Annotated in this window: 5 protein-coding genes; all 5 read left to right on the top strand. The window is 44.5% G+C overall.

Translation table 11 applies throughout. From position 1 onward, the window contains the following. Positions 1-16: 16 nt before the first annotated feature. The gene (locus J7I42_RS30615) at positions 17-4,015 is read left to right on the top strand and encodes an RHS repeat domain-containing protein (protein WP_209143482.1); all 3,999 of its coding nucleotides are present in this window, start codon (positions 17-19) and stop codon (positions 4,013-4,015) included. Between the two features lie 47 nt (positions 4,016-4,062). After that, entirely contained in the window at positions 4,063-10,428 is a 6,366-nt protein-coding gene (locus J7I42_RS30610) for a DUF6443 domain-containing protein (RefSeq protein ID WP_209143480.1), read from the top strand. Between the two features lie 10 nt (positions 10,429-10,438). Next, entirely contained in the window at positions 10,439-10,933 is a 495-nt protein-coding gene (locus tag J7I42_RS30605; RefSeq protein WP_209143478.1) for a hypothetical protein, read from the top strand. A gap of 308 nt (positions 10,934-11,241) precedes the next feature. Then, on the top strand, positions 11,242-12,729 hold the full coding sequence (locus J7I42_RS30600) for a hypothetical protein (protein WP_209143476.1): 1,488 nt from the start codon (positions 11,242-11,244) through the stop codon (positions 12,727-12,729). 496 nt (positions 12,730-13,225) lie between these two features. Then, positions 13,226-16,885 (top strand): hypothetical protein, encoded by a 3,660-nt coding sequence (locus J7I42_RS30595; RefSeq protein ID WP_209143474.1) that lies wholly within the window; start codon positions 13,226-13,228, stop codon positions 16,883-16,885. Positions 16,886-16,902 lie beyond the last annotated feature (17 nt).

Raw genomic sequence — 16,902 nt, 5'->3', positions numbered from 1 at the left:
AATCTAAACTGTATTTATGAGAATGCAAAGGATTCTCTTTGCCCTTGGATGCCTGATTAATTTTGCGACCGGTAATGCACAAGAAAATGTCAGCCGGTCTGTATCTATTTCATCACCGACGGCAGCGTCCCTCGCCAAATTTGGAGATATTCCGGTCAGTTATCATACAGGTACACCCGCAGTTAATATCCCCCTATATACTATAAAATCGGGCACGCTTCAAATGCCGGTGAGTTTAAGCTATCATGCATCGGGTTTAAAAGTGCAGGAACAGGCCAGTTGGGTGGGCGCCGGATGGGCATTGAATGCGGGTGGCGTAATTACCCGCACTATTATGGGCGCCCCTGACGACAAAGGAACATTGGGTGCTTATACAAGGTATGGCCATTACAGTGATTATGGGTATTATAGCTATTTATATACAGTAGGTGGTGGCGCTTGTGATAATTTTGATTGCCCCGACCCTGTCATGCTCCATCCGGCAGACGATGCTGCCGTTTCAGCAGGAACAAAAGATGGAGAACCAGACTTATTCTTCTATAATTTTAATGGATATACTGGTAAGTTTTATTTTAGTGACGACAGAACACCCGTTCTCGTTCCCCAGTCTGATTTGAAAATAGAAGTTAATTACCCAATCCCTGGTGATTATTATGGAATTCATGGGTTTACTATTACGACACCTGATGGCACCAAATACATATTTGGCCAAAATATATCGGGTGATGGAAATATAGATGCCATTGAAATTACAAATTTCACAAGCGCCAAAAGCTACTACACCGGCCAGGGGGCTACTTCTTCCTGGTATTTAAATAAGGTTATTTCCGCCGACGGGCTTTCAACAATTACCCTTATTTATCAAAAAGAACAATACAGTTATTACACCGTTTCTACTTTCCCGAAATCGAGTGCGCAAAAACAGCAGAACGGTGACTTCAACTGGCGCTATGAATACGACTTTGTAAAAAATTTTATTGATGGCGTTCGCCTGAACAGGATTGTTTTCCAGAATGGAGAAATGGTTCTTAACCCCGGCGATTCCCGTACCGATATGAGCGGTTTCCAGAATAAAGCCTGGAACGACACGCAGGACGATGCTGCTTTTGCTACCCTAAATGCAAAAACGCTGGGCTCTATTGCCATACAATCGCCAGGTTTCTGCAAAAAGTATAATTTTAAATATAGCTACTTTTTTGATGGCGCTGGTTTAAATAGTGACCTGTGCAGGAATTCATTCACTAGCATTTGCGATAATATCCAATCAGACAAATACCGGCTGAAACTGGAGAGTGTGCAGGAAACAGCCTGCGACGGCTCGGTGTCCGTTCCCCCTTATACGTTTAATTACTTTTCTGAAAAGGTAGCACGCAAATTAAGCTTTGGTCTCGATCATTGGGGTTTTTATAATGGAGCCGACAATAACAATACGCTTTTTCCTACCTATTCTTTAAAATCGGGTTATAATTTGCAAACCGTTACAGGAGCCGACAGGGATGCACACTGGCCTGCTATGCGCGGCGGTGCCTTGCAAAAGATCACCTACCCAACCGGCGGTTTTACCCAATTTGATTATGAGCCCCATAAGGTAGCTGTTAGTTATGAAACCTACAACCGGGATTACAGAGGTGGGCCTAGCGTCGGTTATGACGGCCACCCTACCGGTACGAAATCTATCGATATGTACTTTTCCGGTAACGTTTATGAAATGATTATTAGCAATTCTGCCGAGGGCGGCAGCGCCCGGCTTGATGTTTATAATGGTAGTAACCTGGTAGCTAGTCTTTCTGCAGAAAAGGGGGAAGCAAAACCACCACTAATTATTCAACCAACCGCTGGTACCTATCAGGTAGTTATAACCAAATTGGATCCTTCCTCGGGCAACGGAGCAAGCGGTACGTTTTACGAATGGACGACCACTCATGTTAATGACAAGGCGCTGGTTGGCGGTTTGCGTATAAAAACAATAACCAGTAATGATGATATGGGCTCTCGTGATGTGGTTTCCAACTACACCTATGGTCCTGGTGAAACGGGTATTTTGTACAGCAAACCCGTTTATCTGCAATTGCTGAGAAATGAACTGTATAAATTGTGCGGCAACAGTGTGTATACCTCCAATGCGAATGTGTGCAGCCGGAACGGATGTCTTTTCTGTGACGGCTCTACCGAGTTGCCTTATCTTGTTTCTCCAACGAGCATCCGCCCAATGGCAACCTCACAGGGTAATCACATCGGGTATTATGAAGTAAAAGTTACGCAACCTGGTAATGGTTTCAGTGTTTACCGGTATTATGGTTCCGATATCTGGGACAATCAGATCTCGGATGTGTGTACCAGGTTCCTGAATACCGGAGAATGTTCTTCTTCCATTCCCAATTATCCCGAAGGGCCATTGCCTTTTGAGCCCATGAGGGGGGAATTGAAATATGAAGGTCATTATAATGAAAATGGGCAGATCGTAACCGATAAATCATTTTTCCCGAAATTCCAGGAAGACGACATCGTAACCCCCGGATATATTTGTAAAAACATTGCCTACGCGGTAGCCCCCAACCGGGGTTTTGGTTATACCGTTAGCAGCGATCCTGATGAAGATGGTGTGGTTTCTTTATTTCCCTTATCCAGCCCTACATCTGTTTCCTATGTTTATGCAATATGGGGCACCGAATATACACTCAAGTCGTACCGGAGAATTATGGATTCTGTTATCTCAACACAGTACAATCTGCAAGACGGGAACAATATTTCTATCACCAATGTTTCCTATTACAACAGCAATTATCACCACCAGTTAACCCGGTCAGTAACGCACACTACAGGGGATGGGACCATTGCCAAAAATTTTAAATATGCTGCTGATTTCCGGTTGCCCAATTGTGACGCATTGGCCAATGCTATTCAAGCCTATAACAGTGCCGCATCCACTAACCTGGCAAATTTATATAACCAGGTAAATACCTGTACCAGCAGCGGAGGTATCAATTGCCGTTACCAGGCATATCAGCTCTACCGGTTCAGGCAAAGCCAGGCTAGAACAAGTTATATTCAAACGCGCAGAAGTGATTTTACCGATGCTAATAATAATTTTAGTACCTGTCATCAGAATGCTGAAAACGCGGCCAATGCGGACCTGAAGCCCATTCTTGCATTACAGGATGCTTATCAGAACCCGCTTATTGAACAAGCTGAATACCGCAACGATAAATTGCTCAGTGCCGCTTTCACCAAATTCGACTTCGGAAGCAATCCTGCCGGAAAGTTGTTTCCTGTTAAAAGACAACAGATCAGCCTCGCCACTCCTTCCAGCAGTTTTTCAGCAGCAACGGTTTCAGGTTCCGGCATTATCAAAGACAGCAGATACATCGACGAACTGAGCTACACGTTTAACGGCGGTAACCTTAACCAGGTAATAGCACGCGATGGCATAGCACAAACCTGGTTGTGGGATTACCTGCATACCACTCCCATTGCCAAAGTAACCAATGCCCGGCTTTCAGAAGTGGCCTATACCAGTTTTGAAAATGGGGAGAATGAAGGTAACTGGATTATCTCCGACGGCTCACGTAACTCAACCAATAAAATTACCGGTCAGCAATCATACGACCTCACATCCGGCAAAACAATTACAGCTGCACCGGTTGCCGGCAAACAATATCTTATTTCATACTGGGCAACAGGCGCATTAACGGTCTCGGCAAATGGAATAACAGTGCCTGCCAACAATACTGGTTTGGCAAAAGGCGGTTGGACATACTACGAACATATATTGCCGAACACCACTTCCGCTGTAACGGTTTCAGGTAATGGCGCTTCTATTGATGAACTCAGGTTATATCCAACGGATGCTGAAATAGAAACCTATTGTCACGTGCCAATGGTAGGCATTATTACCAGTTGTGATAAAGACAGCCGCATTGCCCGTTATGAATACGATGCACTCGGCAGGTTGGTTGTTATCAGGGACCAGGATGGGAATATTGTTAAGACTTACAAATACCATTATAAACAATAGTCCTTCCTGCCTTACAATTTAACCATTAAGAATTAAAGCCTTAGCTAATGTACTTCCTTATAAATTCTTTCAAATATCGTAGCCGTGTGCTGGCCTTGTTGATCGGGGTGATAGCTTGTTGTACTAATAAAGCAAAAGCGCAGTGTTATGCGCCTATAGATTTATCCCAGTTCTCGCCCAACGGTGCATTGTGTTATCCTCAACAGGTAACTGTCAAAGTGCATTATTACTGGGATGGGGTCTCAAATGTATGGGGTGAGTTTCGTTGGTACCATAACGAAACAGACCAATATAATTTTCGATCAGATTATATAAATTCCTGGGATCATACTAATAATTTTGAATCGACTTATCAGTTCCAGGCAACCAATGGTTCTCAGGTTTGGGTTTCCTGGTACGATTACAATACTGACTGCGAAAGCCAACGACTGGGTTATACGGCCACCATATCTGGTACTCCTAATACATGGGTACAATATGCACGCACTTGTGATGGATACTATGGTCAGGTGCAAATGGCCAGCGATGGTGCCGTTCCTGACCTTACCTATATTCTGGCCAGATTGAATCCATCCTGGGGATATGAGGTGTTGGATGTCAATAAAACCGGCTATTTTGAATTTCCACAATTTGATGATGCTACTCAGTATTATACGCAAGTGAGTGCACCCGGAGGATGTGGTTCCTCTGAATTTGTTCCACTTCAATTTGAAAAGGTTACCATGGTGGAACCTACAATAAGTGGCGTTACTCCGGTTTGCGAGGACCAGTCTGTTAATTTAACGGCACAGGGTTCTACTTATACTTATCAGTGGCTGGATGCCAATGGCAATTTGTTGTACACGGGGCAGCAATTTTCAACACCTGCCAATTGGGCTGCCGGCACGCATCAATTACAGGTGAAATCGCTGAGCCCGAGTGGCTGCTTGTCAAATCCTGCCCATGCAATTGTAACAGTTAATCCAAAACCAGTAGATGGTACCATTACAGCAAGTGCCTATACTGTACATGTTTGTGAGCCGGTAACCATCAGCAGTCAGGGCGGAATAGGTACACCTCATTACTGGGCCAGTAGCAACGGAGGTGTGAACTGGAATGTTTTTGCCGATGCCCATGTTAATGAGCCGTCATTTACCCAGATATTTACAACACCGGGTATTTACCGGGTTCATTTTCGCAATAGCACCATATGTGGGTTTTGTTCGGACGGGCCAGGCGGCTGTCCTACGTTCCCGTTTGTAGACATAACTGTGACCGATTATCCGGACATTCAAATAGGCACTATATCACCTGTAAGCCAAACCATACTCTATAACACGAACGCAGCTACACTTACTGTGAATAGTGTGATTGGCGGAGCCGGGTCATATATATATCAATGGCAAAGTAGCTTAAATAGTAAATTTAATAATCCCGAAAACATTCCTGGAGCCAATAGTGCAACGTATACGCCTGCCAGTCTTACTGCTTCAAAATACTACCGGTTGGCGGTGACCAGTGGTTGTGGAGCCAGCAGCAAAACTGCTTATAGTGGTATTGTACTAGTCAATGTACTGCCCAAACTGGAACCAGGTACCTTATTCCCTGATATGATCACTATACCTTCAGGTTCAAAGCCCGGCAGGTTAACGGGAGGGGCTGCCTCGGGAGGCGGATGTAATGGCAATTACCAGTATCAATGGCAGGTCTCGTACGATGGAACTACTTTTACTGACATTCCCGGTACAGTCGGGCAGGGGTTAACATATGAGCCCGACGTTATTACTACTACCACTTACTTCAGGCGTCGGGTACTTTGCGGCATAGAGAATGCGTATACTAATATTTGTATTATCCGCACCGGAACACTCGATGTGGAAAACCTCAATTATATCCGTACCAGGTCGTTTGTTCATTCGGGGGTAAATGATCCGCAAACAGCCGCCGCCATAGTGCCGGTTGCCGAAGTAAAACAGGTAACTGACTATTTCGACGGACTGGGCCGGTTGATGCAAACCGTGTCAATGCAGGCCGGTAAAAATGAGCAGGACCTGGTGGTGCCGGTTACTTTTGATCAATATGGCAGGCAGCCCAACACCTGGCTGCCCTATGTATCTCCAGCCAGCGATGGACGGTATAAACCCAATGCCCTGGGCGAATTAAATAATTTCCATAAAGTGGTAAATGGAGATGAGTCCTTCTATTATGGTAAAACGATCTTTGAACCTTCGCCATTGAACCGGGTGCAAACAACTACCGGCCCCGGGGATAACTGGGCCGGCCATGATCGCGGCGTTGAACAACAATATAAGATCAATACAGCTGTTGATGATGTGAAAATATGGAGCGTAACCGATGTGCCCGGTGGTTGGGGAACCTATAAAGTAGATGGTATTTACCCCATCGGTGAACTGTTTAAAAGTATTACCGTGGATGAAAAAGGCAGCCAGATCATAACGTTTAAAGACAAAGAAGACAAACTCATCTTGAAAAAAGTACAGCTTACCGCTGTTGCCGATGATGGCGGCGGCACCGGATATTCCGGCTGGTTAAGCACTTATTATATTTATGATGATTTCAATTCGCTCAGGGCGGTTATTCAACCCGAAGGCGTAAACCTGCTTACCCAAAACAACTGGGATATAATGGCCCTCAATGGGAATATCTTAAATGAACAATGCTTCAGGTACGAGTATGATGAACGCAAACGAATAACCCGTAAAAAAGTTCCGGGCGCGGGTGATGTTTATATGATATACGATGTGCGCGACCGCCTGGTATTTACCCAGGATGCCAACCAGCGGCCGAACAATGAGTGGCTCGCCAGATTATACGATTCGCGGAACCGGGAGATAATGACCGGCTTAATGACCTGGACAGGCTTGCCAGGAGATTTACAACTTAACCTTACTCATCCAAATAATAATGGGCTGCCGTATTCATTTACGTTACATGACCCCAATATGAGTGGTGTGTACCAGGCAACCAATGATATTACGCTTGACGATGGTTTTACCTCAGGCCAGAATTTTACTGCAGAAATAATAGCTGATAATGGAACAACTATCGATCCTACCTTTGTAGACGATCCCATACCTGCAGGCGCAGGCTTTACTTTGCTTACAAAAACAGGGTATGATACGTACGCCACCATTCCTGCGGCAAGCAACCTTACCGGCGACCTGGATGCTGCTTATACCAGCAGTAATTACCTGAATACTTCGTATAACAGTTTCCCCTACGCCGATCCGGTAGTGCAAAGCAAACAAACGAACGGGCGCAGCACCTGGACGCAGGTAAAAGTGCTGGGCACAGCTAACCAGTACCTGTATACTGTAAATATGTATGATGAAAAAGGCAGAATGATACAGGTGAAAAGCACCAACCAGACTGGTGGAACGGATGTTTTCACCAGTCAATATACCTTCAGCGGGCAGCCGCTTGTCGCTATACAAAAACAAGAAAAAGCAGGCAGCGCCAATACCCAAACTCATATAGTGGTTAATAAAACAACCTATAACGACCTTGGGCAGGAAATGGCTGAGACAAAAAGTGTAAGTAGTACTATAAACGGTGTGCCGGTAAATAAACCCGAGCTTGAAATTGTATCAAAGGAATATGATGAGCTTGGCCATCTCTGGAAAGTGAACCTGGGAAAAAAGAAGGATGCCAGCGGAACTGGTTATACAAATGACCCTATTCAAACGCTTACCTACGATTATAATATCAGGAACTGGGTACTCGGGATGAACCGCAATTACCTGGTAACGGAAGGACAAACAACTGACGGTATTCTTTTCGGTTATGAACTGGGTTATGATAAAACTATCAATAAAACAGGGCAGCCCTTTAATAACAGCCAATACAGTGGCAATATAACCGGTATACTTTGGAAAAGCGATGGCGATGACATCAGGCGAAAATATGATTTCACCTATGATGCGGCCAACCGCCTGTTACGCGGTGATTTTGTTCAGCACAATGCAGACGATCATCTATGGAACAATTCAAAAGTAGACTTCACCATAAAAGTGGGCGACGGCATCCATGCTGACCTGGCCTATGATGCCAATGGAAATATACAACGCCTGCAGCAATGTGGGTTGAAGGTTACGGGCAGTACCCAGATTGACAATATGCTGTACAGCTATTACAACAATGGCAACAAATTGAGCGGCGTAATGGAACAGGGAACTGCTGCTACTGATCACCAATTGGGCGATTTTACAGACAACAACAGCGGAAACGACTATGGCTATGATGCCAATGGTAATATGGTCACCGATAAAAACAAACACATCAACGGAACGGTAGCAGCCATCACTAATGGCGGAGCCATCAGTTATAATTACCTCAATCTGCCACAACAGGTAGCTTTGCAGGATAACAATAATGTCGATAAGGGCACTGTCACCTACGTGTATGATGCGGCAGGCAAGAAACTGCAGAAAATTACCAATGAAAAGAATGTGACGGTAACTTACAATCAAGGTACTTATACAGGAGACATTACTACCACCACTACCTACCTGGATGGATTTCAATATGAAACCAAAAAATATGCTGATCAGGGCCTGGCAGGGCTTCAATATACCGACAAACTGCAGTTATATGGTTATAACGACGGCAGGTTGCGTTACCTGGAGGCAACAACCCTAAAGCCGGCGCATTACGAGTATGACTACTTCTTAAAAGACCACCTGAACAATGTGCGCATGGTATTGACGGAAGAGCAAAAACAGGATATTTATCCGGCTGCTACGCTTGAGGGAAGTCTGGGTAGTGCAACGGATGCGGTTTATACCGAAAACCAGTACTATAATATAGACCCAACCAAAATAGTTCCCAGATCTGAGGCCACCGGTATTACCAATTATATCAACAAAAACGGTGGGCCTGGCTTTACTGATCCACCTGTTAACACCAACTATTACAGTAATGCCACAGCTAACAGTGAGCAACTGTACAAACTGAAGGCGAGCAGTGGAGTTGGCGTAACCGGGTTGGGAATAACGCTGAAAGTAATGAGTGGTGATAATGTCGATATCTATGGTAAATCATATTATTTCGACAACAACACAGATGGTAGTAATTATGAGGTTCCGGTACTCGATCTGTTAACCGGGATGCTCGGCGGGCCAACAGGGGCGGCCGGTAAAGTAGCCACTGCCCAAACCCTTAACAATACAGCAGCCATTTATAATGGCATAAATGACTTCCTTACCAATACCGGTCGCGGTACGGGGGGAACAACACCCAGGGCTTATATTAACTGGATCCTGCTGGATGATAACTTTAAATATGTAACAGGCAGTTTCGAAAGGGTTAACCGGAAAAATGCCGTGGAAAGCCATACACTACCAAACATTCCGGTCACGAAGAATGGCTATCTTTATGTGTACGTAAGCAACGAAAGCCCGGTGCCGGTTTACTTCGATAACCTGCAGGTAATTCATAACCATGGCCCGTTGCTGGAAGAAACGCATTATTATCCATTTGGGTTAACTATGGCCGGCATAAGTTCAAGGTCCCTTAATCTGTTGGGAAATAAATATGGGTATAATAACAAGGAAAAACAGGAAAGGGAGTTTAATGACGGGAGTGGACTGGAATGGTATGACTATGGAGCAAGGATGTATGATGCGCAAATAGGAAGATGGCATGTGCCCGACCAGAAAGCAGATGCCATGAGAAAATTCTCTCCTTATACTTATGCTTATGATAACCCGATAAGGTTTATTGACCCCGATGGAAACAGTGTAGATTCGGTGAATACCAATTTCTATGATACAGAGGGTAAACTCGTTAAACATATTGATGATGGGTCTAATGCGGTATTCCAACAAAAAGGAAGCGGGTATTTTTTACGGTATAAGTTTTTGGGCTATGACGAATGTCAGGGTGGACAAAACAAGGTGAATTATGAATCGGCTATCCAGGAAGCGCAGGTTTTAAATGAAGAAAATGACGATCTGCAGCCTAGGAATGGTATGACATTCTGTAATTATGCTTCGCAGAATATAATGTACACCTATGCCTCAGCTGCCGGTGAAAAAGGCTTTCATTTTGAGGGCACCGCCAATATGATGTATGATAAATTCGCTGAATCGTCATTATATAAAGAAGTAAATGAAGAAGATGCCCATAGAACCGCCTTCCACGGTGAACTGGCCATTGCAGTTTATTTTAATCCCAAAGGCCATGGACACGTAGTGACCTTTTCAGTTAAAGAAAACTATTTAAAAGGCGAAATGGCTAATGTTGGAGTGAAAAATGGCTTTTTTGCATTACGGAAGACACCTGGAGCAGAGGGAGTGTTTAGTGATAAATTATATCCGCATGTAAAATATTATATTCGAACACCACGCACTGAAACCCATGCACCTGAAGAAGACAAATATAACACACATGATATTGGACCGTATGGCTATTAAATCATTATCAATGGCGATTGTATTGTGGTTCGTAACAATGCAGGTTAAAAGTCAGCAATTGACCGATTCGCCTGCTATCAGTAATAATACAATTGTTGGAGTCTGGCAGGCAAATACAGATGTGGTTGCGTCTGCCCTAAAAGTCAATTTTCAATTTTTTAAGGATGGGAGATTTATTTATAACACCGATAGCTACAATGCATTAAACCCGTTAATAAGTATTATCGGAGTTTATAAGATTGAAAAAAACATCCTATATCTGAAAATCCAATCAACAAAACAGTTAACCGGATTTAAGATTGCAGCATCGGAACCAGCGTTTCAATTTGGTTCCTTTCAAATAGATGGCGGTAAAATAACAACCATTAAACAGAATGATACTGATTACGATGAACATGAGATAAAAGCGATGGCTGATAAAAAAGCGCCCAAAAAGAAGGTGATCAAAATTGACAGTGAGACCTATTATAAGGTTTCCGATAATCCTGATAAATTTTCAAAATAATGGCATAATCAGATATTCGAAGAGGTTGTTTTCACAAATGAAGTGTGAAACAACCTCTTTTTTATGTGCGCCCCGGCACGGGCGCAAACTCTATGGTGAAAGTCCCGAACGCGCCTTGATAGTAGGAAGCGTTAACCAAAGGCAAGGATGTCCTCCGTGAGGACCCCACACTCATCGCCCAAATCAACACACTTATTCCCCAAAACAGCACGGTTATCAAAAGTGACCAAGCTTTCTTTTTTAGATGAAAAGGGAATCATACATTCGTATAATCGCAGCCCCCTAATTAATAATCAGTTAACCTGCATATGAGAAAGTATCTCCTCCTTATTCCTGTTTTTATCATAAGTATGCTCTATTGCAAGGTATCCCGGGCCCAGGAAAAAGAGCCCGTTGTAGATAAGATCATAAATTTTCCTACTACGTTCTTTAATAAAGTTCAGAACAAATACGCTAACCTGGAAGACCGGTTGACCAAACAGACCGAAAAATACCTCCAGCGCCTGAAGAAAAAGGAGAAGAAGATGAAGCGTAAACTGGCAAAGGTAGATTCTGCCAAAGCTGAACAGACCTTTGGTGATGTGGATGCGCAATACGATAAAATGATCGCGTCCATACAACCTGACAGCCTGCCCGTAAAGCGGGGGGCTGGCGCATATATCCCCATGGTAGATTCTGTTAAGACCAGCCTGGCCTTCCTGGAGAAGAACAGTACGGTACTTTCGCAATCAAAGGACTTACAGGATAAGGTAAAAGGCTCACTTTCCCAGGTAAGCCAGTTGCAGGGGAAAATGCAGCAGTCGGAACAGGTGAAAGCCTTTATACAACAACGTAAATCACAGATAAAAGAATCCCTGGGCCGGGTTACCAACCTGCCCAAAGGGCTCACTAATGAATTTGCCGGTTTTCAGAAGGAGGCTTATTACTACAGCGCGCAGCTGAAGGAATATAGGGACATGCTGAACGATCCCGACAAAATGGTGCAGAAGGGGCTGTCGTTGTTGAATAAACTACCGGCATTTACCCAGTTCATGAAACAAAACAGTGAACTGGCCAGTCTGTTCCGCTTACCCGATAACTATGGAACCCCACAAAGCCTGGCCGGACTGCAAACCCGCTCCCAGGTACAGCAGCAGATCCAGAACCAGTTGGCCGGCGGCGGACCCAACGCCCAGCAATATTTGCAACAAAACCTGCAGGCGGCCCAATCACAGTTAAATACACTCAAGGATAAGTTGAACAAATTGGGCGGCGGTGGCGGCAGCGGTGATATGGATATGCCCGATTTCAAACCCAATACCCAGCGTACAAAATCTTTCTGGCAACGGCTGGAGTATGGTACCAACATTCAGACAGCAAAGAACAATTTCTTTCCTACTACTACCGACTTTGGGGTATCAGTAGGATATAAAATTTCTGATAAGAACACGATCGGTCTTGGTGCCAGTTATAAAATGGGGTGGGGACAGGATATAAAACATATTAAGATCACCAATCAGGGTATGGGACTCCGTTCATTCATTGATGTGAAACTAAAAGGCAGTTTTTATCTCAGTGGTGGACTGGAATACAATTACCAGCCTATTACTTCAGATAGCTTGAATACAAATACTGTTATGCACTGGAATGAGATCTCCTCCTGGTCAAAAAGCGGTCTCATCGGAATCAGCAAGATCATTTCTGTAAAAAGCAAATTCTTTAAAAAGACAAAACTCCAGTTACTTTTTGATTTCCTGAGCTTTCAACAGGTGCCGCGCACGCAGCCTATCAAGTTTAGGGTAGGGTATAATTTCTAAGGTCTGATAGCTAAGTCATTCTTATGTCTACCAATCTGCAGGGTTTTGCAGGTTGGTTTTTTTATGCCCTTCTCTTGTAATCTGCACGATTATCCTTGAATAATGCACGGCAAATGGCCTGTTTTACACGGTTACCAAATTGTTACCATTTTTTTGTGGTGTTATGTAAGACATATGATATATTCGCCACAACCTAATCAACTAACTGAGGCCTGCATATGAAAAAGCAAATGTTTCATTATGGGCAATCGCCCTGCTTATCCGGTATTCAAACCCTTTCAATATCCACTGTTATTTTCCTTTTTCTTATTCGTTTGTTGTTCCAATGAAGGCATGACCCTGATCACGGCTCTCATTAGCATTGCCGTGCAGTCGTGTATTGCCTGATGCATGTTCCGCCAACTGGCGGGTAATGCGGTTTTCTCCTGAAGACCGCGCAGCCGTGTATTGCCCAAGGCTTGCACCGGTTATCATTTTATACCTGCACTATACTAATATGAAAAATAGACAGTATTTATCAACCTTGTTCCTGTTATTTATTACCTGCATTACTTATTCGCAGAGCGACCTGACAAAAGTAATACCGCCATCGCCAACCGCTGCTTCGTTGGGTAAGTATGGCGATTTCCCGGTGTCAACCTATACGGGAACACCTAATATCAGTATTCCGGTCTATGAGATCAAAGACAAAGGTCTTTCGGTTCCCATCACACTGAATTACCATGCTTCCGGCATAAAGGTGGAAGAAGAAGCCTCCTGGGTGGGCCTTGGCTGGTCGTTGAGTGCTGGAGGTGTTATAACCCGCTCGGTAAGAGGAACGGATGACCTGGTGAGTGATGGCATCAGTACCGGGTTTCCGGTAACCCCGCTGCCTGCCAGCGTTAATGATAATAACGAATATGTACCACCGGTAGGTCATCCGGATTATACTTACTTCAAACAGGTTTGTGGCGGTACCAAAGATGCTGAACCCGATATCTATTATTTTAATTTCCTGGGCAGGTCAGGCAAGTTTGTATTTCAACAGAACCATCTCAGTGATGAGCCGTTTACCGTACAGCTTTCTTCCCAGGAAAAGATCAGGGTGTATTATGACGACAATCCGCAATACCCACACTGGGCCATCATCACTGCCGATGGCTATAAGTATATGTTTGGCACCACCGAAAAAAGCCGTACCTCCACCATTCCTTATTTGGGTAATCCGAATGCAACGTTTTTGGACCCAAGAACAATGGTGTCATCCTGGTACCTCGATGAGATCATTGGCCCCCGGGATGAGCACATCGTTTTTACCTACACCCCGCCTTCACAAAATGGCAGCAGGCAGATCATCTCGATGAGCGACAGCCGGCGGATCTTTTATGATTTTCAGGTAGCTGCGGGTTCACCTTCCTGTCACTCGCCTTCGGGTGTTTCTACCGGGCATAACTATACTGTAACGCAGAACATTGTTTATGATGTGTATTTGAAGCAGATAGATTTTCCAAATGGGAAAGTGGAATTTTTCACCAGCGACAGAACCGACATTGAACCTTATAGCGACAGACACACCCCCCTCACCTCGAGGCCACAGAAGCTCGACAGGGTCGTTATATCAAAAGTAGAAGATGGAGTATATACGCCGCTCAAACGGGTGGAGCTGGGCTATAATTATTTCGCTAACCCATATACCAGCGATCTGTATGCCAATACCCGCCTGAAGCTGGAAACGGTTACCGAGAAATCTGATAACATTAGTAAAAAGCCTTACCGGTTTGAATATAACTATGTGGGCGGCCCCATCGATGAACAAGTGCCGGCAAAGAATTCCTACGGACGTGACCATTGGGGTTATTATAATAAAAAACCCAATGACCGTATATATGATATTGGGTCGCAAACAAAGCGAACGGCAACCCTGATCCCCCAACAGTTTTATAAAAATAAGCAGGGCGAAAATATAAGCATTCCAGGTGCTGACAGAGAGCCTGATCCCAACTATATGATGGGCGGTATGCTGAAGAAGATCACGTTCCCAACGGGTGGTACAACCGACTTTATATATGAGCCCAACGACTATTACACTACAGAAAAAGTGACAATAAAACACCGGGAGTACGTACATGCATATGGCCCCGGTTTTATCGATCCGGATACGGATGTTCCGGCCATAAAAAGTTTTACCCTTGCCGCCCGCACAACGGTAAAAGTTTCGGGAAGTGTATATCAGTCGGCCGACACCTATTGCAATAACGATGAAACATATGCCGTGATCGCTGGTGGTATTCATGCAACCGGCTCAACACATTCTTACCAAAAAGTATTCTGGTGTAATATAGGTTGCGGCCCCTCCGGTTTTTTTGAATATTACCTGATCATGGAACCTGGCACCTATGAAGTTGAGGCCGACTTTATGAACTCCGACCAGGAGTCGTATGTGAGCCTCGAATATGACATAGCCACCACCGACCAGGCCAAAGGCAAGATGGGTGGTGGGGTGCGTATTGCCAAAATTATTTCCTACGACGGCGTTAATCATGCAAGCGATATAATAACGCGGTATACTTATGTGGATGATTATGGGTTTAGTTCCGGTAAATTAATGGCCCCGCTCAATTATGGGTATTTTACAACAGTATATAAATCTTTCAGCGAATCAACAACCGGTGGCAATTGTCCGGTTGCCTATTGGATAACGTTGCTGGACCTGTCGGCAGAATCAAACATTCCGCTTGGTACTTCCGCTATGGGCAATCCCGTTGGTTATAGCACCGTAACGGAATGGAAAGGGGAGAACGGAGAAAATGGAAAAACCGTTTATACGTATTCGAATAACGCAGACGGGGTGGTCATGGTGAAAATGCCCACCATCCCGAACCCCCGGAATGGGTTCCTGCTAGGCTCCCGGGTATACAAAAGAAAAGCCGATAATACCGGTTTTCAGCTGGTCACTGAAACTATTCGCGAACCGAAAACGGAATATGACCAGGAAAGATCAGTGAAAGGATTGAAATGTTATGCCTGTGAATCTGCTTTCGGCGAAAGCCTTGGAGAGCTATCTTATCCATACATCCGTTATTACGACATTTATTCAGAATGGGTACATGTTAATTCAGAAACCGTCAGAAACTATGATGCAGCAGATGAAAGCAAATATCAGGAAACGGTTACCCAATTCACCTATGGCAATCCGGCGCATTTACAGTTAACCAAACAGGAACAAACAAAAAGCGACGGATCTACTTTGATCACAGAGTATACTTATCCTGCTGATTACACGCAGATAAATACCGGCATCATCGCCGGCATGCGCGATGATGACCATTATATGCACAGTTCGGTTATAGAAAAAGTAGTTAAGCTGCAACGCGGCGCCGATACAAAAGTGATCGGGGCCAGCTTTGTCAAATATGGAACACCTTCCGGGGATACCGATCCCCGGGGGGCGAGCGTAGTGCCAGTTGAAGAATATGAACTCGAGATCAATTCGCCCAAATCAAACTTCACGTCTTCGCTGTCAACCGGTACCCCCGCCGATAATGCCTATAAACTTAAACAGCGCTTCCTGTACAATGGCTATAATATCAGTGAGGTCCAGAAAAAGGATGATGTGAAAAGGGCCTACCTGTGGTCATACAACGCTTCCTTCCCTGTGGCAGAAGTGGTGAATGCAGCGGTAGCGAATGTGTTCTACAATTCTTTTGAACATGACGACCCGTCTGATTATAATATCGACCCCGGTTCCACCATACATTCCAATGTGACCGCCATTACTGGTATAAGTACATTTTCAGGCGGTATGTCAAAAGAACTGCCAGCCGGTAATTACCGCGTTACCTGTTGGTGTCAGCCATCGGGTAACGTTACGGTGAATGGAGCGTCCGGCACTGTGCTGCAGTCAGATGGCAAGAATGGCTGGAAGCTGTACCAATGGGACCTCACGAACGTAAGCACCGTAGCCATTAATGGCACCGAAATCGATGAAGTACGGATCTATCCGCCCAATGCGCAAATGGTTAGCTATACATACGATCCGTTGGTGGGCATCACCAGTCAGTGTGACGCATCGAATAAAGTAACCTACTATTTGTATGATGATCTGTTCAGGTTAACGGCCATAAAAGATATGAAAGGGAATATCATCAAAACCTTTAAGTATAACTACAAACAGTAAGGAAAACTTCAATCACT

Source organism: Niastella soli, from assembly GCF_017742245.1.
Classification (GTDB): Bacteria; Bacteroidota; Bacteroidia; order Chitinophagales; family Chitinophagaceae; genus Niastella; species Niastella soli.
The sequence above is the reverse complement of the archived record's forward strand: the minus strand, read 5'-3'. Positions and strand labels throughout refer to the sequence as shown.

Excerpts from the sequence above, each read along its gene's own strand:
- J7I42_RS30615 (WP_209143482.1), top strand. The coding sequence starts at position 17 with ATGAGAATGCAAAGGATTCTCTTTGCCCTTGGATGCCTGATTAATTTT.
- J7I42_RS30610 (WP_209143480.1), top strand. The coding sequence starts at position 4,063 with ATGTACTTCCTTATAAATTCTTTCAAATATCGTAGCCGTGTGCTGGCC.
- J7I42_RS30605 (WP_209143478.1), top strand. The coding sequence starts at position 10,439 with ATGGCGATTGTATTGTGGTTCGTAACAATGCAGGTTAAAAGTCAGCAA.
- J7I42_RS30600 (WP_209143476.1), top strand. The coding sequence starts at position 11,242 with ATGAGAAAGTATCTCCTCCTTATTCCTGTTTTTATCATAAGTATGCTC.
- J7I42_RS30595 (WP_209143474.1), top strand. The coding sequence starts at position 13,226 with ATGAAAAATAGACAGTATTTATCAACCTTGTTCCTGTTATTTATTACC.